This is a genomic window from Burkholderia sp. AU28863 (genome assembly GCF_002223195.1).
In the GTDB taxonomy this organism is placed as follows: domain Bacteria; phylum Pseudomonadota; class Gammaproteobacteria; order Burkholderiales; family Burkholderiaceae; genus Burkholderia; species Burkholderia sola.
The window spans coordinates 956,942-977,185 of sequence record NZ_NKFE01000003.1 but is presented as its reverse complement, the minus strand read 5'-3'; the positions used below and the strand labels follow the sequence as shown (position 1 = coordinate 977,185).

The 20,244-nt window shown below is 68.9% G+C and carries 18 protein-coding genes; 5 read left to right on the top strand and 13 right to left on the bottom strand.

All coding sequences use genetic code 11. From position 1 onward, the window contains the following. Nucleotides 1-11: 11 nt before the first annotated feature. The 8 genes from CFB81_RS06910 to CFB81_RS06875 form a co-directional block, all read right to left on the bottom strand. Nucleotides 12-896, bottom strand: coding sequence for a MurR/RpiR family transcriptional regulator (locus CFB81_RS06910; RefSeq protein WP_069621317.1), 885 nt, complete (start codon nt 894-896; stop codon nt 12-14). 274 nt (nt 897-1,170) lie between these two features. Next, on the bottom strand, nt 1,171-2,343 hold the full coding sequence (locus CFB81_RS06905; RefSeq protein WP_069621316.1) for a Gfo/Idh/MocA family protein: 1,173 nt from the start codon (nt 2,341-2,343) through the stop codon (nt 1,171-1,173). A gap of 31 nt (nt 2,344-2,374) precedes the next feature. Continuing rightward, the gene (locus CFB81_RS06900) at nt 2,375-3,301 is read right to left on the bottom strand and encodes a TIM barrel protein (RefSeq protein ID WP_089434909.1); all 927 of its coding nucleotides are present in this window, start codon (nt 3,299-3,301) and stop codon (nt 2,375-2,377) included. Between the two features lie 35 nt (nt 3,302-3,336). Next, nucleotides 3,337-4,350 (bottom strand): Gfo/Idh/MocA family protein, encoded by a 1,014-nt coding sequence (locus CFB81_RS06895; protein ID WP_089434908.1) that lies wholly within the window; start codon nt 4,348-4,350, stop codon nt 3,337-3,339. A gap of 70 nt (nt 4,351-4,420) precedes the next feature. After that, nucleotides 4,421-5,332 (bottom strand): sugar phosphate isomerase/epimerase family protein, encoded by a 912-nt coding sequence (locus CFB81_RS06890; RefSeq protein ID WP_089434907.1) that lies wholly within the window; start codon nt 5,330-5,332, stop codon nt 4,421-4,423. Between the two features lie 43 nt (nt 5,333-5,375). After that, a complete protein-coding gene (locus CFB81_RS06885) occupies nt 5,376-6,401 on the bottom strand; it encodes an ABC transporter permease (protein WP_069621312.1) in 1,026 nt (341 codons plus the stop codon). A 27-nt stretch (nt 6,402-6,428) separates the two neighbouring features. Then, a complete protein-coding gene (locus tag CFB81_RS06880) occupies nt 6,429-8,003 on the bottom strand; it encodes a sugar ABC transporter ATP-binding protein (protein ID WP_069621311.1) in 1,575 nt (524 codons plus the stop codon). A gap of 68 nt (nt 8,004-8,071) precedes the next feature. Continuing rightward, nucleotides 8,072-8,998 carry a sugar ABC transporter substrate-binding protein gene (locus CFB81_RS06875; protein ID WP_069621464.1) on the bottom strand — a complete coding sequence of 309 codons (927 nt, stop codon included), beginning with the start codon at nt 8,996-8,998 and terminating at the stop codon, nt 8,072-8,074. Between the two features lie 316 nt (nt 8,999-9,314). On the opposite strand from CFB81_RS06875, the gene iolC reads away from it, so the two are divergent. The 5 genes from iolC (at nt 9,315) to CFB81_RS06850 (ending at nt 15,674) form a co-directional block, all read left to right on the top strand. Then, nucleotides 9,315-11,270, top strand: coding sequence for a 5-dehydro-2-deoxygluconokinase (gene iolC / locus CFB81_RS06870; RefSeq protein WP_089434906.1), 1,956 nt, complete (start codon nt 9,315-9,317; stop codon nt 11,268-11,270). Between the two features lie 46 nt (nt 11,271-11,316). Beyond that, entirely contained in the window at nt 11,317-13,200 is a 1,884-nt protein-coding gene (gene iolD / locus CFB81_RS06865) for a 3D-(3,5/4)-trihydroxycyclohexane-1,2-dione acylhydrolase (decyclizing) (RefSeq protein WP_089434905.1), read from the top strand. Nucleotides 13,201-13,260: 60 nt separating this feature from the next. Continuing rightward, nucleotides 13,261-14,190, top strand: coding sequence for a myo-inosose-2 dehydratase (iolE, locus tag CFB81_RS06860; protein WP_089434904.1), 930 nt, complete (start codon nt 13,261-13,263; stop codon nt 14,188-14,190). Between the two features lie 56 nt (nt 14,191-14,246). Continuing rightward, nucleotides 14,247-15,065 (top strand): 5-deoxy-glucuronate isomerase, encoded by an 819-nt coding sequence (gene iolB, locus CFB81_RS06855; RefSeq protein ID WP_069621307.1) that lies wholly within the window; start codon nt 14,247-14,249, stop codon nt 15,063-15,065. Between the two features lie 114 nt (nt 15,066-15,179). Then, the gene (locus CFB81_RS06850) at nt 15,180-15,674 is read left to right on the top strand and encodes a heme-degrading domain-containing protein (RefSeq protein ID WP_089434903.1); all 495 of its coding nucleotides are present in this window, start codon (nt 15,180-15,182) and stop codon (nt 15,672-15,674) included. 47 nt (nt 15,675-15,721) lie between these two features. Here the strand turns inward: CFB81_RS06850 and CFB81_RS06845 are convergent, their stop codons facing one another. From CFB81_RS06845 to CFB81_RS06825, 5 genes are all read right to left on the bottom strand, one after another. Further along, on the bottom strand, nt 15,722-16,468 hold the full coding sequence (locus CFB81_RS06845; protein WP_069621305.1) for a glucose 1-dehydrogenase: 747 nt from the start codon (nt 16,466-16,468) through the stop codon (nt 15,722-15,724). Between the two features lie 166 nt (nt 16,469-16,634). After that, a complete protein-coding gene (locus tag CFB81_RS06840; RefSeq protein WP_089434902.1) occupies nt 16,635-17,339 on the bottom strand; it encodes an ABC transporter ATP-binding protein in 705 nt (234 codons plus the stop codon). Then, the gene (locus CFB81_RS06835) at nt 17,336-18,088 is read right to left on the bottom strand and encodes an ABC transporter ATP-binding protein (protein WP_089435342.1); all 753 of its coding nucleotides are present in this window, start codon (nt 18,086-18,088) and stop codon (nt 17,336-17,338) included. Before CFB81_RS06835 ends, CFB81_RS06840 begins: the two co-directional genes overlap by 4 nt. Continuing rightward, entirely contained in the window at nt 18,085-19,314 is a 1,230-nt protein-coding gene (locus tag CFB81_RS06830; RefSeq protein ID WP_089434901.1) for a branched-chain amino acid ABC transporter permease, read from the bottom strand. The genes CFB81_RS06835 and CFB81_RS06830 overlap by 4 nt, the downstream gene beginning before the upstream one ends. Then, entirely contained in the window at nt 19,307-20,242 is a 936-nt protein-coding gene (locus CFB81_RS06825; protein WP_089434900.1) for a branched-chain amino acid ABC transporter permease, read from the bottom strand. The genes CFB81_RS06830 and CFB81_RS06825 overlap by 8 nt, the downstream gene beginning before the upstream one ends. Between the last annotated feature and the right edge of the window lie 2 nt (nt 20,243-20,244).

Sequence of the window (20,244 nt, the reverse complement as noted above, 5' to 3'; positions counted from 1 at the left end):
GGTCGTCGAGGTCAACCGGCCTTCGTGCCGTGCGCGCCGTCGGCGGTCGGCAGGTACGACAGCTCGAGCCGGTACGCAAGCGCGACGAACAGGCTCTGCGCGAGGCCCATCGTGGCCGTCAGCGCGCGGAAGCCGAACGTCGCGCTGTCCTGCACCATCAGCGTCACTTCCGCCTCCCGCGCGAGCGGGCTCATCCGGCTGTCGGTGATCGCGATCAGCCGCGCGCCGCGCTGCGCGGCCTGCTGCGCAACCTGCACGGTCTCGTCGGCGTACGGCATGAACGAGATCACGATCATCACGTCGCCTTCGCGCACCGAGCGAATCTGGCCGAGATGCATGCTGCCGAGCGCGCTGAACAGCCCGATGCGCTTGTCGGTATGCTGCAGCGCATAGTCGAGATACACGGCGATCGGAAACGCGCGCCGCGACCCGGCGATCCAGATCGCCTGCGTATCGGCCAGCAGGTCGACAGCCTGCGCGAGCGCGTGCGAATCGAGCGTCTGCCGCAACTGCTGCATACCGGCAATGCTGCCCTTGATGAACTCGTCGGCGATCTGTTCGGGCTGCAGGCTCGACGAACCCGATTCGATCACGTCGCGCACACGCAGGTTGTATGCGCGCCCGGGCGCGATCTGCTGCGCGAGCCCCTCGCGGAACAGCCGCTGCATCTCGGAGAACCCGGAGAAGCCGAAGTGCTTCGCGAAGCGCACGACCGCCGACGGCTGGACGCCGCAGGCCTCCGCGAGCGACTGGATGCCCTCCAGCCCAAGCTGGTCCCGATGTGTTTCCACGTGGCGCGCAATCACCTTCAGGCGATTGCTGAGGCCGTCGTACTCCTGCGTCAGGTGCTGCAGGAACGCCTCGACGGTGGCGGGCGGTTTCTCGGATGAGCTCATCGGATAGCGCGAAGTTGACGGCCCCGATGCGCGCGTGGCTGGCCGGCGCGGCCCGGGGCTCGACTGGATACATGCATGAAGGGCGAATTTAATCACGTTTGCGGCACGGCCCGCGCCGCCCGCTCGCTCCCACGCGCTCGATCATCACTTGCATACGCTCCACGGCAAGACTGGAAGCGATTGTCCAACGCGCTCGCGGCGGCGTAAAGATCAGGGTGTGTACCGACGAGGCCGGCCGTCGCGACGAAGCGCGACGCAGCCGGCCCGCCTCCGTTCAGCGATAGTCGACCCACACGCTGCCCGCGTCGGCCGACCGCACGCAATTCTCGACCCAGCGCACGCCCTCGACGCCCGCATGCACGTCCGGAATGCGGATCGCCTTCGCCGCCGCGGCATCGCCGCGATCGGCCGCGTCCATCGCGAGCGCGAAGCGCGCGTAGAGGTTCGACCATGCTTCGAACAGTCCTTCCGGATGGCCGGCGCCGATGCGGTCTTCGCGCAATGCGTGCGGATGCAGGTACGGCATCCCGCGATCGAGCACCTGCGCGGGCTGCCCCTGGATTTCGTAGCGCAACTGGTTCGGATGTTCGTCCCACCATTCGATACTCGCCTTCGAACCGATCACGCGCACCTTCTGCCCGTGCATCGAGCCGGCGTTCACCGCGCTCGACCACACGTAGCCGATCGCGCCGGTGTCGTATTCCATGATCGTGAACGCGTTGTCCTCGAGCGGCGCGCGGCTCTTCACGAAGCTTTGCCGCGAACACATCAGCCGCTTGATCTTCAGTTCCGGCGCCATCACTTCCGAGATGTACAGCGGATGCGTGCCGATGTCGCCGAGCACGTAGCTCGGGCCCGCGAACTTCGGATCGACGCGCCAGCGCGCGGCCGCGCTGGCAGCCTCGACGCCTTCGCTGTGGAAGCCGTGCGCGAACTGCATCTGCACGATGCGGATCTCGCCGAGATCGCCGCGCGCGATCATCTCGCGCGCCTGCTCGATCATCTGGTGCCCCGAGTAGCCGTACGCGACGCCGACGATCCGGTTCTTCTCGACCGACAGGCGCTGCAGCGCCTCGGCCTCCTCGGTCGTGAAGCACAGCGGCTTCTCGCAGACCACGTGCAGCCCCGCGTTCAGCGCGGCGCGACAGATCTCGAAGTGCGTGTTGTTCGGCGTCGCGATCGACACCGCGCGGATGCCGTCCGGGCGCCGCGCCTCGGCGTCGAACATCGTCGCGTAGTCGGGATAGCAGCGCTCGGCCGCGACGCCGAGCTTCACGCCGAACTGGCGGCCGCGTTCGGGATCGATGTCGAATGCGCCCGCGACCAGCTGGAAGCTGCCGTCGCGCAGCGCGGCCGACCGGTGGCTGTAGCCGATCTGGCTGCCGAGCCCGCCGCCGACCATGCCCCAGCGAATCGAATGTCCAAGCAGAATCTGTCCGTCAATCATGATGGTGTGTTCCTGGTGCGTGTTCAGGGGGTCATGCAAAACCGGCCGACGCGAGAAACGCGCGGCTCGCGGCGACGTCGCGCAAGCTCGTGCCGGCGTTGCGCGGGTCGCGTTCCTGTTCGATCGTGATGTAGCCGGCATAGCCGATGTCGACGAGCGCGCGGCGGATCGCCGGGTAGTCGAGCACGCCGGTGCCGATCGGACACATCACGCCGCGTGCGCAGGCCGCGAAAAACGCAATGTGCTCGCCCATCACCGCGTCGTATACGGCCGCGTCGATATCCTTGAAATGCACGTAGTCGAGCCGTGCCGCATGGCGGCGCAGCCACGTTTCCGGGTCCATGCCCGAGTAATGCAGATGGCCCGTGTCGAGACACAGGCCCGCCGTCTCGGCCGGCATATCGGCAACGATCCGGTCGATCTCGTCCGCGAACTCGATATAACCGCCCGCATGCGGATGGATCACCGCGCGCACGCCGAATTCGTCGCGCGCGATCGCCGCGATCTGCCGGATATGGTCGACCATCCGCGCCCAGCGCGCGTCGGACAGCCGCGGCGCGCGATCGCCGTGGCCGGCCGCGTAGTCGCGCTCCTCGTGACCCCAGTCCATCACGACCAGGTACGGCGCCGCATGGCGCTGGCCGTCCTGCGTCGGCAGCTTCGGCAACTGCGTGATCAGCGCGCAGATGTCGCGCGTCTGGCGCAGCAGGTTCGGCAGGTTCTCCGGCGACACGAGATCGTCGAAGATCGTGCCGGCCGTGATGCTCAGGCGTTGGCGTTCGAGCTCGGCGCTCACCACGCCGAGGTCCAGCGGGATGTAGCCGTACGGCCCGAGCTCGATGCCCGAGTAGCCGGCCTGCGCGGCCTCGGCGAGCACCTGCCGCCATGGCGGCAGGTGCGGGTTCTTCACGTCGTCGACGCCCCAGCAGCACGGCGCGCAGCCAATCTTCATCGTCATGTCGGTCGGTCCAGGTAAATGGCAAGCGGTCACGGTCAGCCGCGATAGAACGCGGGACGGTCGGCCATCGCGATCGGCTCGACCGCGCCGCTCTGCTGCGCGCGCACGCACGCGTCGGCCGCGACCGCCGCCGCGTAGCCGTCCCACGCGGACGGCCCGGTCAGCGCGCCCTGACGCACGCCGTCGATGAACGCCTGCAGCTCGACGTCGTACGACGCGATGAAGCGCTCCTTCCAGTCGGTCATGATCTCGACCGACTGCCGCGCCGCATGCTTGAGCCCGACGGCCGGCGGATCGGGCAGCTTCGCGATGCCCTGCTCGCCGACCACCTCGCACTGGATGTCGTAGCCGTACTGGCAGTTCACGAAGATCTCGACGTCGATGCGCACGCCGCTCGCGGTTTCGAGCAGCACGATCTGCGGATCGGCCAGATGCGCGCTCGCATGGCGCGTCTTCTTCGGATAGACGACCTGCGCGCGCGTGTAATCCTCGCCGAGCAGCCAGCGCAGCACGTCGAGTTCGTGGATCAGCGTGTCGGTGATCGCCATGTCGGTCGTATAGCGCTCGCCGACCGACTGGTTGCGGTGCGCGCAATGCAGCATCAGCGGCGCGCCGATCTGGCCGCTGTCGATCACGCGCTTGAGCGCGCGATAGCCTTCGTCGTACGGCCGCATGAAGCCGACCTGCACGAGCCGCTTGCCGTGCGCGACCTCGGCTTCGACGATCCGCATGCAGCCGTCGGCCGTGACGGCCAGCGGCTTCTCGCAGAACACCGGCTTGCCGTGCGCGATCGCGTCGAGCACGAACGCCTCGTGCGTCGGCCCCCACGACGTGACGAGCACGGCCTGCACGTCGGCGGCCGCGACCACTTCGTGGCCGTCGCCGTAGATCTCGGCGTCGAGCCCGTACTTCGTCACCGCGTCGCGCGCCTGCTGCGGATCGATGTCGTTGACGGCCACGACGCGCGCGCCGGACAGCGTGCGGGTCAGTCTGCGGATGTGGTCCTGGCCGATCGCGCCGCAGCCGATCACGCCGATTTGCAAGGTCATGCAGTTGTCTCCAGTCGTTCGTTCATCAGCGGCGCGGCCCGTGCCGCGCCGGTGGGCAATCGGTCATCAGTCAGCGCGCGGTGCGATCGAAATGGCGATCGACGTAGCGCTGGATCGTGTCGCGCATGTAGCGCGACGACGCTTCCGCGCGGTCCTCCCACGCGAACACGCACGACGACATCACGCCGTCGAAGCCGGCGGCGCCGAGCGCGCCGAAGAACGCGTCCCAGTCGATCTCGCCCTGCCCGATGTCGAGATGCTGGTGCACGCGGATCTGGTTCGAGCCGGGCGGGTTCACGATGTAGCGCAGCTGGCTGCTCTTGCGGTGGTCGAACGTATCGGCCACGCGCACGTGCGCGAGGATCGGCGCGGCCTGCGCGATCATCTCGGCCATGTCGTCGCCGTAGTAGAACGTGTGCGGCGCGATATACGACAGCTTCAGCGACGGCGAATCGATATTGGTCACGATGTCGATCGCCGGCTGAAGCTGCTCGATCCAGTCCTCCGGATGCGGCTCGACCGACAGCACGATGCGTTCGCGCTCGAGGATCGGCAGCAGCTCGTCCATCGAGCGGAACCACGCGGCCTCGCACAGCTCCTTCGGGTTCGCGCCCGGCCGCTCGCCGACCGAGCGCTCGGGCGACGCGCCACGACCGAACTCGGACACCATCAGCGGGCATTCCATCTCCACTGCCACCTCGATCGCCTTCTTCCAGCACCGCACGGCCCATTGCCGCTCGTCGTCGAACGGGCTCGCCCAGCGGTACATCGGTTGCAGCGACGCGAGGCCGACGCCGCTCGTGCGCATCGCCTGGCGGAACGCGGCCATGCGCTCACGCGTCGCGCGCGGCATCACCCACCAGTCGAGAAAGTCGCTGCGCGGCGACAGCTCGATCTGGTCGTAGCCGAGCTCGGCCACCGCATGCGGCAGCCGGTCGAGCGGCAGGTGGCGAATCATGTAGGGGTCCAACGCGATCTTCATCGGGCTTCCTTGGCGAATACGGATTCGGGGCTCGCGCGTGCGTTCAGCGGCGCGACTTCTTGTTGCGGTACTGGTCGGCGATCACGGCCGCGACGATGATCGCGCCCTTCACCATCTCCTGGTAATACGCGTCGATGCGGATGAACGTGAAGCCCGACGTCATCACGCCGAGGATCAGCACGCCGATCACGGTGCCCGTCACGCGGCCGAGGCCGCCCGACAGCGACGTGCCGCCGATGACGACGGCCGCGATCGCATCGAGCTCGTACATCACGCCCATGCCGGACTGGCCGGAGATCGCGCGTGCGGCCGTCACGGTGCCGGCGATCCCGCTCAGGAGGCCCGCGATCGCATAGACGAAGATCAGGTGCCGTGTGACGTTGATGCCCGACACGACGGCCGCATGGCGGTTCGCACCGATCGCATAGGTGTACTTGCCGAAGCGCGTATAGCGCAGCACGACGTGGAAGATCGCGGCGATCACGACGAAGATGATCACCGGATTGGCGCCCGCGCCGATCGCCGCGAACGGATCGGTCAGCATCGACACCGGCATCCCGTTGGTGAACCACTTCGCGAAGCCGCGCGCGGCGACCATCGTGCCGAGCGTCGCGATGAACGGCGGGATGCCCGTCATCGCGATCAGCGTGCCGTTCAGGAGACCGACCAGCAGCCCGACACACACGCCGGCCAGCACCGGCCAGATGACCGGCAGGTCGGTGAGGTGCGGAAACACCGCGCGCGGAAAGTCGGACACCTGCGCGAGGCTCGCCGACACGACGGCGGCCGCCGCGACGACCGACCCGGAAGACAGGTCGATCCCGCTGGTGATGATCACGAGGTTCACGCCGACGGCGATGATGCCGATCACGGCCATCTGCAGCACGATGATCTCGAGCCGCTCGGCATTGAACAGGAAGCTCTGGCCGACGACGATCCAGCCGACGACCTCGAAGAACAGGCTGATGCCGACCAGCACGAGGAAGATGCTCAGTTCGGGCGGCCACTTCGCATGCCGCGACTTGAGTGTCATGGTCTGCGCATCCGCGACCGGGTTCAGGTTGCCCATTTCAGTTGTCTCCAATCTTGTTTCGGCTCAGCGCGACGCGAGATCCATGATGCGGACCTGGTCGGCGTCCTTGCGATCGACGATGCCGGTCATGCGTCCTTCGTGCATCACCATCACGCGATCGCTCATCCCCAGCACTTCCGGCATTTCCGACGAGATCATCAGCACCGCGACGCCCTTGCCGGCGAGCGCGCTGACGAGCCGGTGGATCTCGGCCTTCGCGCCGACGTCGATGCCGCGGGTCGGTTCGTCGAGGATCAGGATGCGCGGCTGCGTGAGCAGCCACCGGCCGATCAGCACCTTCTGCTGGTTGCCGCCCGACAGGTTCTGGATTTCCTCGTGCAGCCCGGGCGACTTCACGCGCAGCATCCGGCTCATTTCCTCGCAGTCGCGCTTCAACTGCGCCTGCTGCACGAAATTGAACTTCACGTAGCGACGGCTGAGCACCGCCGCCTCCATGTTCGCGAGCAGGTCGAGATTCAGGAAGCAGCCGGAATCCTTGCGGTCCTCGGTGAGGAACGCCATCCCGTGCTTCATCGCCTGCGCGGGCGTCGCGATCCGCACCGGCTTGCCGTCGATGCGGATCTCGCCCGACGTGGCCGGCACGACGCCGAACAGCGCCTCCGCGACGTTCGAGCGCCCCGAGCCGACGAGGCCCGCCACGCCGAGGATCTCGCCCGCGCGCAGCTCGAAGCTCACGTCGCGGAACACGCCGTCGACGCACAGATCCTTCACCGACAGCACGACGTCGCCGATCGGCACCGCCTCCTTGGGGAACATCTGCGTGATCTCGCGCCCGACCATCATGCGGATGATGTCGTCGCGCGTGACGTCGCTCGACGCATGCGTGCCGATGTACTTGCCGTCGCGGAACACCGAGAACTCGTCGGCGATCTCGAACAGCTCGTTCATCTTGTGCGTGATGTAGACGATGCCCTTGCCCTGCTCGCGCAGCTGGCGAATGATCCGGAACAGGTGCGTGACTTCCTTGTCGGTCAGCGCGGAGGTCGGCTCGTCCATGATCAGCACGTCCGAGTCGAACGACACGGCCTTCGCGATCTCGACCATCTGCCGGCTCGCGACCGTCAGCGTGCGCACGTCGGTTTCCGGATCGATGTCGATCGACAACCGCTCGAACAGCGCGGCCGTGCGGCGGCGCAGCTCGGCGTGATCGATCAGGCCGAAGCGGTTCTTCGGTTCGCGGCGGATCCAGATGTTCTCCGCGACCGTCATGTACGGCATCAGGTTGAGTTCCTGATGGATCATCGCGATGCCGCGGTCGAGCGCGTCGAGCGGGCCGTTCAGCACGACCGGTTCGCCGTTGATCAGGATTTCGCCCTGGTCGGGCGTGTAGACGCCCGCGATGATCTTCATCAGCGTGGACTTGCCGGCGCCGTTCTCGCCCATCAGCGCATGCACGGTGCCGCGGCGCACGCGGAATTGCACGCCGTCGAGCGCGACGACGCCGGGAAAGGACTTGCCGACGCCGCGCACCTCGAGCACGCAGTCGGCCATGGGCGCACCGGACGAACCCGGCGCGGCGGACGACGCGGCCGGCGCGCTTTCGCTGGCCATCGAGCGCGCGATCCTGGCTGTAAACATGGACGTACCTCGAAAATCGCGCGCGAACCCGGCCGCGCCGGGCCCGCGCAGTTCAGCGGAAAAACCGGTCAGTGCTTCGCGTACTGGTTCATGTTCTCCGGCGTCACGAGTTCGAACGGCACGTTCACGTAGCGATCGACCGGCTGCTTCTTCGCGAGCTTGAGCGCCGCGGCCACCGCCTGCGCGCCCTGCCCGGTCGCGTTCTGGTAGACCGATACCTTCAGCTCGCCGGCCTTCATCGCCGCAAGGCCGTCCGGCGTCGCGTCGATGCCCGCGACGACCGTCTTCGGCGTCAGCTTGCGCGCGGCCTTCAGCGCGTTGATCGCGCCGATCGCCATTTCGTCGTTGTTCGACACGATCGCGTCGAACTTCGTCCCGGAGCTCAGCCAGTTCATCGTGATGTCCTGGCCCTGCGTGCGGCTCCACTTGCCTTCGCGCTTGTCGACGATCTTCATGCCCGAGCAATCCTTCGTCGCGATCACGTCCTCGATGTCCTTCGTGCGGGCGCGCGCCGATTCGTTGGACAGTTCGCCCATCAGCACGAGGATGTCGCCCTTGCCGCCGAGCAGCTTGCACACCTGGCGCGCCTGCAGCGTGCCCGACTGCTTTTCGTCGGAGGCGACGACCGCGACGCCGGCCGGCAGCTTGTCGAAATCGACCGGCTTGCGGTTCACGTACACGAGCGGGATCTTCGCGGCGGTCACCATCTTCGTGATCTTCGGCGTCGCGTCGGTATCGACCGCGTTCACGATGATCGCGTCGACCTTCTGCGCGATCATGTTCTGGACCTGGCTCAACTGCTTGCCGACGTCGTTGCCGCCGTCCTCGATCTGCGCCGTCGCGCCGTCCTTCTTCGCCGAATCGGCGATGCTGTTGCGCAGGATGGTCAGGAATGTGTCGTCGAACGATGCCATCGTCACGCCGATCTTCTCGGCATGCGCGAGCGGCGCAGCCAGGATCGCGGCGGCCGCGACGGCCATCAGCTTGGTCTTCATGATCAATCTGTCTCCTCATCTCCGGGGGCGGAAGACGGCGCGTTGCGCGCCGCCGGGCCGAGTCCGATCGGGTCCGATCGGGACTGAAGCATCCGGATGAAACTGTAGATCACTTCCTCGAAAATTTGGAAATTTATTTCTACGTGATTTCACCTAGGGAACTGGATTTCCAAAAAGTCTAGACTGCGTTCCGTAGCCCGAATCCCGGCGACAGGCAGCCCCATGTCGTACAGCTCATGCTGCGGACAGCCGCCCCCGGATCGGTCCCCTAATCTGCCGGCAGCGCCGAACGCCGGCCGCGAGCGTGACACGTGATATGAGCCTGCTGAACTTTCCGAGTGACCGCCCCATCGATCTCGCCTGCCTCGGCCGCGTGGCCGTGGATCTCTATGCGCAGCAGTACGGCAGCCGCCTCGAGGACGCGCGCAGCTTCCAGATGTATCTCGGCGGCTCGTCGGGCAACGTCGCGTTCGGCGTCGCGCGGCTCGGGCTGAAGACCGCGATGATTTCGCGCGTCGGCGACGAGCAGATGGGCCGCTTCCTGCGCGAGACGCTCGAGCGCGAAGGCTGCGACACGAGCCAGCTGCAGACCGACCGCGAGCGCCTGACCGCGCTGGTGCTGCTCGGGCTGAAGGATCGCGATACGTTCCCGCTGCTGTTCGTGCGCGAGAACTGCGCGGACATGGCCGTGCGCGCCGACGAGATCAGCGAGGACTTCATCGCCGGTTGCCGCGCGCTGGCGATCACCGGCACGCATCTGTCGACGCCGGGCACGCGCGAGGCGTCGCTGACCGCGTTGACGTATGCGCGCCGCCACGGCGCCGTGCGGATCCTCGACATCGACTACCGGCCGGTGCTGTGGGGCTTGACCGCGCGAGGCGCCGGCGAAAACCGCTACGTGCCCGACGCGCAGGTGACGCGGCAGTTGCAGCAGGTGCTCGGCGAATTCGACCTGCTGGTCGGCACCGAGGAGGAATTCCTGATCGCGGGCGGCGTGCCGCATGATCTGATCGCGTCGTTGCACGCGGTGCGCGCGATCACGAACGCGACGCTGGTCGTCAAGCGCGGTGCGCTCGGCTGCTGCGTGATCGAAGGCGACGTTCCCGCGCGCATCGACGATGCGCCGACCTTTCTCGGCGAGCGCGTCGAAGTGCTCAACGTGCTCGGCGCGGGCGACGCGTTCCTGTCGGGGCTGCTGTCCGGGCTGCTGCGCGGGCGCGACTGGGCCGAATCGACGCGTATCGCGAACGCATGCGGCGCGATCGTCGTGTCGCGCCACGCATGCTCGGCCGCGATGCCGACGCCGGCCGAACTCGCGCACTGGTTCGACGGCAGTCGCAACCCGGTGGTCGATGCAGACCGCACGCTCGCGCACCTGCATCGTGTGACGGTGCCGCGCCGCGAATGGGACGATCTCTGCGTGATGGCGTTCGACCATCGCAGCCAGTTCTACGAGCTCGCGGTGCAGGCCGGCGCGGACGAAGCGCGGATCAAGACGCTGAAGCGCCTGCTCGTGCGCGCGGTCGAACAGGTCGAGCGCGATCGCGGCATCGCGGGCCACGTCGGTGTGCTGATCGACGGCGGTGCGTACGGCAGCGACGCGCTCGCGTCGGCCACCGGGCGCGGCTGGTGGGTCGGCCGCCCGGTCGAGTTGCCCGGCTCGCGGCCGCTGCGCTTCGACGACACGCGCTCGGTCGGCTCGTCGCTCACGCACTGGCCGACCGAACAGGTCGTGAAGTGCCTTGTCCACTATCACCCCGACGACCACGTCGACCTGCGCGTCGAGCAGGAGCAGCGCGTGCTGGAACTGTGGGAAGCCACGCGCGCGAGCGGCAACGAACTGCTGCTGGAAATGATTCCGCCGCGCGCGGTCACGCCGGCCGGCACCGAGGACGACGCGGTGCTGCGCACGGTCGCGCGCTTCTACAACCTCGGCGTGAAACCCGAATGGTGGAAGCTCACGCCGCTCACCGCCGACGGCTGGGCGCGGCTCGCCGCGCTGATCGCCGAGCGCGACCCGTACTGCCGCGGCGCGGTGATCCTCGGGTTGAACCAGCCGTTGCAATACCTCGTCGACAGCTTCCGCTCGGCGACCAACCCGATCGTCAAGGGCTTCATGGTCGGGCGCACGCTGTGGGCCGATGCGTCGCTGAACTGGTTCGCGGGCCGGATCGACGACCAGGCGCTGATCGACGAAGTGGCCGGCAACTTCGCCCGACTGGTCGACGCGTGGCTGGGCCGCCGGGCCGCCGCGCGCGCCGCCGCGGCCTGATGCCCGTGTTCGTGACGACCACCCGACTTCTCTCTATCGACCGACGATGACCACCACCGTAAGACTGACCGTCAGCCAGGCGCTCGTGCGCTACCTGGCCGCCCTGCGCGCCGAAGTCGTCCAGCCCGACGGCCGCACCGAGATCCTGCCGTACTGCGGCGGCGTGTTCGCGATCTTCGGCCACGGCAACGTGGCCGGGCTCGGCGAGGCGCTGCACGCGGAGAAGGACCGGCTGCCGACGTTTCGCGCGCACAACGAGCAAGGCATGGCCAACGCGGCCGTCGCGTTCGCGAAAGCCAATTTCCGCCAGCGGATGATGGCCGCGACGTCGAGCATCGGCCCCGGCGCGACCAACATGCTCACTTCCGCCGCGCTCGCGCACGTCGGCCGCCTGCCGCTGCTGCTGCTGCCCGGCGACGTGTTCGTGTCGCGGCTGCCCGACCCGGTGCTGCAGCAGGTCGAGGATTTCGAACAGGGCGACGTCAGCGCGAACGACTGCTTCCGGCCCGTGACGCGCTACTTCGACCGCATCACGTCGCCGGAGCAATTGCTCGTCGCGCTGCCGCGCGCGATCCAGGTGATGACCGATCCCGCGCAGTGCGGGCCCGTGTGCCTCGCGCTGCCGCAGGACGTGCAAACCTTCGCGTACGACTGGCCCGAGGATTTCTTCGCGCCGCCGGTGATCCGGATGCGCCGCTCGCCGGCGGATGCGCTCGAACTCGCCGATGCGCTCGACGTGCTGAAGGCCGCGAAAAAACCGCTGATCGTCGCGGGCGGCGGCGTACTGTACAGCCAGGCGTGGGACGCGCTGCGCACGTTCGCCGACACGCACGGCGTGCCGGTCGCCGAATCGCAGGCCGGCAAGGGCAGCCTCGCGTGGGACCACCCGCTGAACCTCGGCTCGATCGGCGTGACGGGCTCGCCCGCCGCGAACCGCGCGGCCGCGCAGGCCGACGTCGTGTTCGCGGTCGGCACGCGGCTGCAGGATTTCACGACCGGTTCGCACGCGCTCTACGGCGACGCGACGCTGCTGAGCCTGAACGTGCAGCCGTTCGACGCCGGCAAGAAACGCGGCCGGCAACTGGTGGCCGATGCGCGCACGGGCCTCGGCCAGCTGTCGGCCGCGCTGGCCGGCTGGCGCGCCGACCCGGCGTGGACCGCCGCGAACCGCGACCAGGCCGCCGCATGGAATGCGCGCGTGACGGACCTGACCACGCGGATTCCGAAGGACACGCTGCCGTACGACGCGGAAGTGATCGGCGCGGTGCGCGACTCCGCGGCCGACGCGGGGCGCGACAGCGCGCGCGACGATCTCGTCGTCTGCGCGGCCGGCACGCTGCCGGCCGAGTTGCACAAGCTGTGGCGCAGCGGCGTGCCGGGCAACTACCACATGGACTATGCGTATTCGTGCATGGGCTACGAGGTCGCGGGCGGCCTCGGCGCGAAGCTCGCGCGGCCGGAGCGCGAAGTGATCGTGATCGTCGGCGACGGCTCGTACATGATGCTCAACGCCGAGCTCGCGACCTCCGTGATGCTCGGCCGCAAGCTCATCGTCGTGATCCTCGACAACCGCGGCTACGGCTGCATCGAGCGGCTGCAACTCAATTGCGGCGGCGCGAGCTTCAACAACATGCTCGACGACTGCGTGCCCGAAGGCGGCGAACGCTCGACGATCGACTTCGCGATGCATGCGCGCGCGATGGGCGCCGAAGCCGTGCACGTGCGCGACATCGGTGAATTGCGCGACGAAATGAAGCGCGCGCGGGCGGCGACGAAAAGCCAGGTGCTCGTGATCGACACCACGCACCGCCGCACGACCGACGACGGCGGCGCGTGGTGGGAAGTCGCGGTGCCGCAGGTGTCCGAACGCGCCGGCGTCGAAGCGGCGCACCGCGCGTATCTCGATGCGAAGACCCGCCAGCGGCGCTGATCCACCACCCTTTCCATCGGCCGCGCCGAGACAACAACATTCGAACCCAGGAAACACGTCATGAGCTGGAACGTCCGCATCGGTATCAATCCCCTGTCGTGGATGAACGACGACCTGCCGTCGCTCGGCGGCGAGACGCCGCTCGAAACGGCGCTGAAGGAAGGCGCCGAAATCGGCTATGCGGGCTTCGAGCTCGGCAACAAGTTTCCGAAGACGGGCCCCGAACTGAAGGCGAAGCTCGCCGAATTCGGGCTCGTGTGCGTGTCGGGCTGGTATTCGGGCTTCCTCGCGGAAGTCTCGCCGTGCATGACCGATGCCGATGCCGTCGCGGCGGAGATCGAGCGCTGCCGCGCGCACATGACGAAGCTGCAGTACAACGACGTGAAGGTCGTCGTGTACGGCGAATGCGCGGGCACGATCCAGGGCAACATCGACACGCCGGTCGCGAAGCGGCCGCGTTTCGTCGACGACGCAGCGTGGCGACGCTATGCGTCGCGCCTCGACGCGTTCGGCGCGCACTTGCTCGACACGTACGGCATCAAGCTTGCCTACCATCACCACATGGGCGCGTACGTCGAGTCGCCGGACGACGTCGACCGGCTGATGACGCTGACCGATCCCGCGAAGGTGTTCCTGCTGTTCGACACCGGCCACGCGTATTTCGGCGGCGCGGCCGACCCGGTGGCGCTGCTGAAGAAGCACGTGTCGCGCGTCGCGCACGTGCATTGCAAGGACGTGCGGCCGCAGGTCGTGAACAAGGCGCGCAACGACGGCTGGAGCTTCCTGAACGGCGTGATCAACGGCACTTTCACGGTGCCGGGCGACGGCGCGCTCGACTACGACGCGACGCTGCGCACGCTGAAGGACGCCGGCTACGAAGGCTGGCTCGTCGTCGAGGCCGAGCAGGACCCGGCCGTCGCGCCGAGCTATGCGTATGCGAAGAAGGGCTACGAGTCGCTGCGCGCGATCGTCGATCGATTGAGCGCGTGAGTTCGCGCGCCAGCACCCGAGCGTCCGAGCCCTACCCTATTGCGGAGACCCACTTCATGACGATTTCTCCCCTGCTGGTCAAGGCATCCGCCGACCGCGAAATCTGCAACGTCACACCCGAATCGGCCGGCTGGAAACATGTCGGCTTTCGCGCGCTGCGCCTGAAGGCCGGCGACACCGAAACGCTCGACACCGGCACGCGCGAATTGTGCGTGGTCGTGCTGACGGGCACGGTACGCGCGGACGTCGACGGCGAAGCCTACGACGCACTCGGCAAGCGCGACAGCGTATTCGAGGACGTGTCGCCGGACGCGCTGTACGTGCCGGGCGGCAAAACCGTCACGCTGGTCGCGACGCGCGATGCGGAAGTCGCGCTGTGCACCGCGCCGTACGCGAGCGGCGACAAGCGCGTGCAGCGCCTCGACGGCGAGCGGATGCGCCGCTCGGTGCGCGGGCAAGGCACCAACACGCGCTACGTGTGCGACATCCTGATGGGCGACAACGCGGCCGCCGACCGGCTGCTCGTCGTCGAAGTCGTCACGCCGGCCAGCCATTCGAGCAGCTATCCGCCGCACAAGCACGACCGCGACGCGGCGCCCGACGAGACGTCGCTCGAGGAAACCTACTACCACCGGATCGATCCGCCGCAGGGCTTCGCGTTCCAGCGCGTGTACACCGACGACCGCAGCCTCGACGAGGCGTGCGCGGTCGAGAACCACGACGTCGTGATGGTGCCGCGCGGCTATCACCCGGTGGTCGCGCCTCACGGCTACAACCTGTACTACCTGAACGTGATGGCGGGCCCAAGCCGCGCGTGGGCATTCAAGAACGATCCCGCGCACGAGTGGATGCTCGACGCGGCGCCGAAACGCTGAAGCGTTGACGTGCTGAAACGCCGAAGCACTGAACGGAAGACGGGCCCGCGCGCGGCCCGTGACGATGCGACGCCCGGCACGCGCGTACCGCGCCGGCAACGCCACGGAGCCGCCATGGTGACGCCCCTCTTTCGCCTCGAACCCCACGCCTTCGACGACGATGCGTCGAACCCGGCGCTACCGCACTTCAATGCGGCCATCGCACGCCGCATCGGAGAAATCGCGGTCAACCTCGCGTCGCGCCGCGGGCTGCCGATCGCGGTCGCCGTCGTCGGCGGGCAGGCGCCGCTGTTCTACTGCGCGCTTGACGGCAGCGACGCGCACGACAGCGATACGATTCGCCGCCGGCAGAACACGGTGCTGCGTTTCGGCCAGAGTTCGCTCGCGGTCGGCGCGTGCTTTCGACGCGCCGGCTGGTCGCTGCGCACGCACGGCCTGTCGGACGACGACTACGCGCTCGACGGCGGCGGCGTGCCGTTGCGGCTCGACGGCGCCGGCATCGTCGGCGCGATGACGATCGCGGGGCTCGGCTCCGAAGACAATCACGCACTCGTCGTCGAATGCCTGCGGTGGCACGTCGGCGCGAATGCGCTGGCGATGAGCGCGTAGCGGCGCGAACGGCGCACACGCACCGTTCGCGCGTACTGCACGGATGCTCAGCGCAGCCCGCCGCTCGCGACGAGGCGCTCGCCGGTCAGCCAGCGTGCATCGTCCGATGCGAGGAACACGGCGACCGACGCGATGTCGTTCGGCTCGCCGAGCCGCCCGAGCGGCGTCTGGCCGAGCACTTGCGCTTCGAGATCGGAACCGATGATGCCCGCGCTGTGCGTGCCTTCGGTCACGACCATCCCCGGGTTGATCGCGTTCACGCGGATCTTGCGCGGGGCGAGCTCGAGCGCGAGCACGCCGGTGATCGCGTCGACCGCGCCCTTCGTGCCGCTGTACACGGCGCTGGCCGGCGGCGTGATGCTGGTCACGACCGAGCTGATGTTGATGATGCTCGCGCCTTCGCCGAGATGCTTGGCGGCCGCCTGCGTGGTCAGCAGCACGCCGAACACGTTCGTGTCGAACTGCCGACGGTAGTGTTCCTCGGTGATCGCTTCGATCGGCGCGAATTCGTACACGCCGGAGTTGTTGACGAGCACGTCGAGACGGCCGTACGTGTCGATCGCGGTATCGATGATGCGCTGCGCATCGGCGGCCTTCGACACGTCGCCGCCGACGGCGACCGCGCGGCCGCCCGCCTCGGTGATCGCGCTCACGACCGCATCCGCGCCCGCCTTGCTGCTCGCGTAGTTGACGACGACCGCCGCACCTTCGTCGGCCAGTGCCTTCGCGATGCCCGCGCCGATGCCCTTCGATGCGCCCGTGACGACCGCTACCTTGCCTGCCAGCTTGCTCATGATTTCATTCCTCAGTCAGAAGACCTTCGATGGATGGCGCCGGTTGCCGCGACGAGGTTGCCGCGGCAATCGGCCTGACTGGAAATTTACGTTGCGGCGCCGCAGCGATAAAGCGGCTCGACGCGAATTGACTGGCGGAGTTTGCCGAACAATCGACCGGGCGCGGTCAGCCGGCGCTCAGCCACGCGTCGGCAACCGCGCCGTGCAGCCCGTCGAGCCCGCCGTCGTAGACGATCCGTCCGCGACCCATCACCGCGACCCGTCGCGCGAGCCGCGGCGCGAGCTGCAGCCGCTGTTCGATCAGCACGATCGCGACGCCGTCGGCCTGCAGCGCGGCGAGACACACGCCGACCTCGTCGACCGCGAGCGGCGCGAGCCCCTCGGCCGGTTCGTCGACGATCAGCACGCGCGGGCGGCCGGCGAGCGCGCGCACCAGCGCGAGCACCTGCTGCTCGCCGCCCGACAGTCGCCCGGCTTTCACGTCCGCGCGTGCGGCCAGCAGCGGAAAACGGTCGAACAGGCGGTCGAGCGCCGCACGTTCGGCCGCGCCGCTCGCGCCGCGCAAACCGAGCCGCAGGTTGTCGCGCACGGTCAGCAACGGAAACACGTCGCGGCTTTCAGCGACGTAAGCAATACCGCGCCGCGCGATCTCGAACGTGCGCGCCCCCGCGCACTCGGCGCCGGCGATGCGCACCGAGCCGGCCGTGCGCACGAGCCCCATCACGGCCTTCGCGAGCGTCGAGCGCCCGGAGCCGTTGCGGCCGAGCAGCGCGAGCGTCTCGCCCGGCGCGAGCGCGAGATCGACGCCGTCGAGCACGGGCTGCATCCCGTACCACGCGCGCAGCCCGCGAATGTCGAGCACCGCGCTCATGCGGCGCCCTCGCCCAGGTACGCGGCACGCACGCGCGGATCGGCGCGGATCGCGTCGGGCGCGCCGGTCGCGATCACCGTCCCGCGTACGAGCACCGTGATGCGTTCGGCGAAACCGAACACCGCGTCCATGTCGTGCTCGATCATCAGCACCGTTCGGCCCTGCGTCGTCGCGCGGATCAGCGCGATCATCCGCGCGGCCTGCGCGCGGCTCATGCCGGCCGTCGGCTCGTCGAGCAGCAGCGTACGCGCGCCGCTCGCGAGCGCGATTCCCAGATCGAGCGCGCGCTGCTCCGCATAGCTCAATTCGCCGGCCGGCGTGTCGCGCCGTGCGTCGAGGCCGATGTCGTGCAGCACGCGCGCGGCCGCGAGATCGACCGACGCGGATTCGCGCAGCCGGTTCCACCAGCGCCGCCGTTCGGCCGGCGCATGCAGCGCCGCGCAGCGCAGGTTGTCGAATACGCTCAGGCGCGCGAACGCGCTCGTCTGCTGGAAACTGCGGCCGATGCCGAGGCGGCTCGCGACGACCGGCCCGCGCCCGCGCAGCTCGACGCCGTGCAGCATGACGCGCCCGCGCGTCGGCCGCGTCGCGCCGGCAATCACGCCGAACAGCGTCGACTTGCCCGCGCCGTTCGGCCCGATCAGCGCATGGCGCTCGCCGGCCGCGACACTCAGATCGACACCGTCGAGCACGGTCTGCGCGCCGAAGCGCTGCACGATGCCGTGAAGCGCGATCGCGTTGCCGTTCATCGCGCGTCCTCCCGCGTGCCGGCCGCCGCGCCGTGCCCGAGCCGCGCGCGCCAGCCCCACAGCAGCATGCCGATGCCGGCCGCCGAACAGGCGACGGCCCAGCCGGCCGGCGTATCGGCGTCGATGCCCCATGCGCCGAACGCGACGCCCGTGCCGTCGTCCTGCGCGAAGCGCCACGCATAGCCGAGCTCGGCCGCGCAGACGATCGCGACGCCCCAGAACGCGCACGCGCCGACGCCACATACCATGCGCCATCGCTCGACCGCCGGTGCGCCGCGCCGCAGCGCCTGCGCGAGCGCCTGCGCCATGCCCGCGATCCCGCCCGGCGCGGCGACGACGATCGCGACGAACAGCACGCCGAGATACAGCGCCCATGCGCGCGACACGCCCGCGACAACGATGCTCAGCGCGGTCAGCACGGCCGCGCCGGCCGCCGGCCCGAAGAATGCGCCGGTGCCGCCGATCACCGCGGCGATCAGCACGGTCGCCGAGCGCGCCATCGATACGCTGTCGGGCGTCGCGATTTCGACGTCGATCAGCGTCAGCGTGCCGGCGACGCCGGCGAAGAACGATGCGCAGGTGACCATCGCGAGCCGCACGCGGCGCGGATCGGTACCAAGCGCCGCGACGCGCGCCGGGTTGTCGCGCACCGCGTTCGCGAGCCGCGCGAGCGGCGTGCGGGTCAGCACATGCATCGCCCATGCCGACGCGACGCACCACGTGGCGATCAGCGCATACGCGTGCGCCGGCGCGCCGAAATGTGCGTTGCTCCACGGCGCGCCGCTCGCGCGATCGATCGGCACGCCGCCGATCCCGCCGAACCACCCGGGCACGCTCCACGCGGCCGCCGCGACACATTCGCCGAGCCCGAGCGTGATCATCGCGAACGCGGTGCCGGAACGGCGCGTCGCGAGCAGCCCGGCGACGCACCCGAAGCCCGCGCCGGCCATGCCGCCCACGAGCGGCAACAGCGGCAGCGGGCCGCCGATGTGATTGAACCAGTGCGCGGCCGCGAACGCGCCGACGCCCGCGAACGCCGCATGCCCGAACGACAGCAGCCCGGTTGTGCCGAATTGAAGGTTGTACGACAGCGCGAGCACGACGAGCGCGGCCGTCTGTGCGAGATAGCCGAGCACCGCGCCATGCGGCCACAGCCACGCGGGCGACGCGAAGCATGCGGCGAACAGCGCCCAGCGCACGCATCCGGCCAGTGCGCGGCTATGCATCGACACGCTCGCCGAACAATCCGCGCGGCCGCGCGACCAGCACCGCGACGAGCAGCAGGTACGGCACCAGCGGCGCCAGTTGCGCGATCGACACCGCGGCCACGCTGTCGGGCAGCGCGATGCCCGTCCATTGCGCGAGGTCGCGCAGCGACGTGTCGCTCGCGGCCGCGAAGGTCTGCGCGAAGCCGACCGCGAGCGACGCGACGAACGCGCCGCCGAGCGAGCCGAGCCCGCCGATCACGACGACCGCGAACACGATCGACCCGACGGTTTCGGCCAGCGCCGGTTCGATCACCGCGAGCGGCGCACCGATCACGCCGGCCAGCGCCGCGAGCGCGGTGCCCGCGCCGAACAGCGCCGTCATCATGCGCGGCACGTCGTAGCCGAGCGCCTCGACCGCCGCGCGGTGCGTGAGCGCCGCGCGCACGACGAGCCCGATGCGCGATGCACGCAACAGCACGCCGAGCGCGACCAGCATCGTTGCGGACATCGCCATCATGAACAGCCGGTAACGCGGCAACGCGAGACCGAACACGGTCGCGGGCGCGCCGTCGAACAGCGGCGGCACGGGCGCCGGCAGCGGCGCGAGACCCCACACGAGTTTCGCGCCCTCGCCGATCAGATACGCGAGCCCGAAGGTCAGCAGCAGTTCGCTCGTATGGCCGCGCGCCTGCACGCGGCGCAGCAGCGCGCGTTCGCAGCCGGCGCCGAGCAGCCCGACCGCGAGCGGCGCGAGCACGAGCGCGAGGCCGAAGCCCGCATGAGCCGCGATGCTGTAGCCGACGTACGCACCGAGCATGTAGAAACTCGCATGCGCGAAGTTGAGCACGCCCTGCACGCTGAAGATCAACGTGAGGCCGGCCGACAGCATGAACAGCAACAAGCCGTAGCTGAGGCCGTTGAAGGCCTGGAGCGCGAACGCGTGCACCG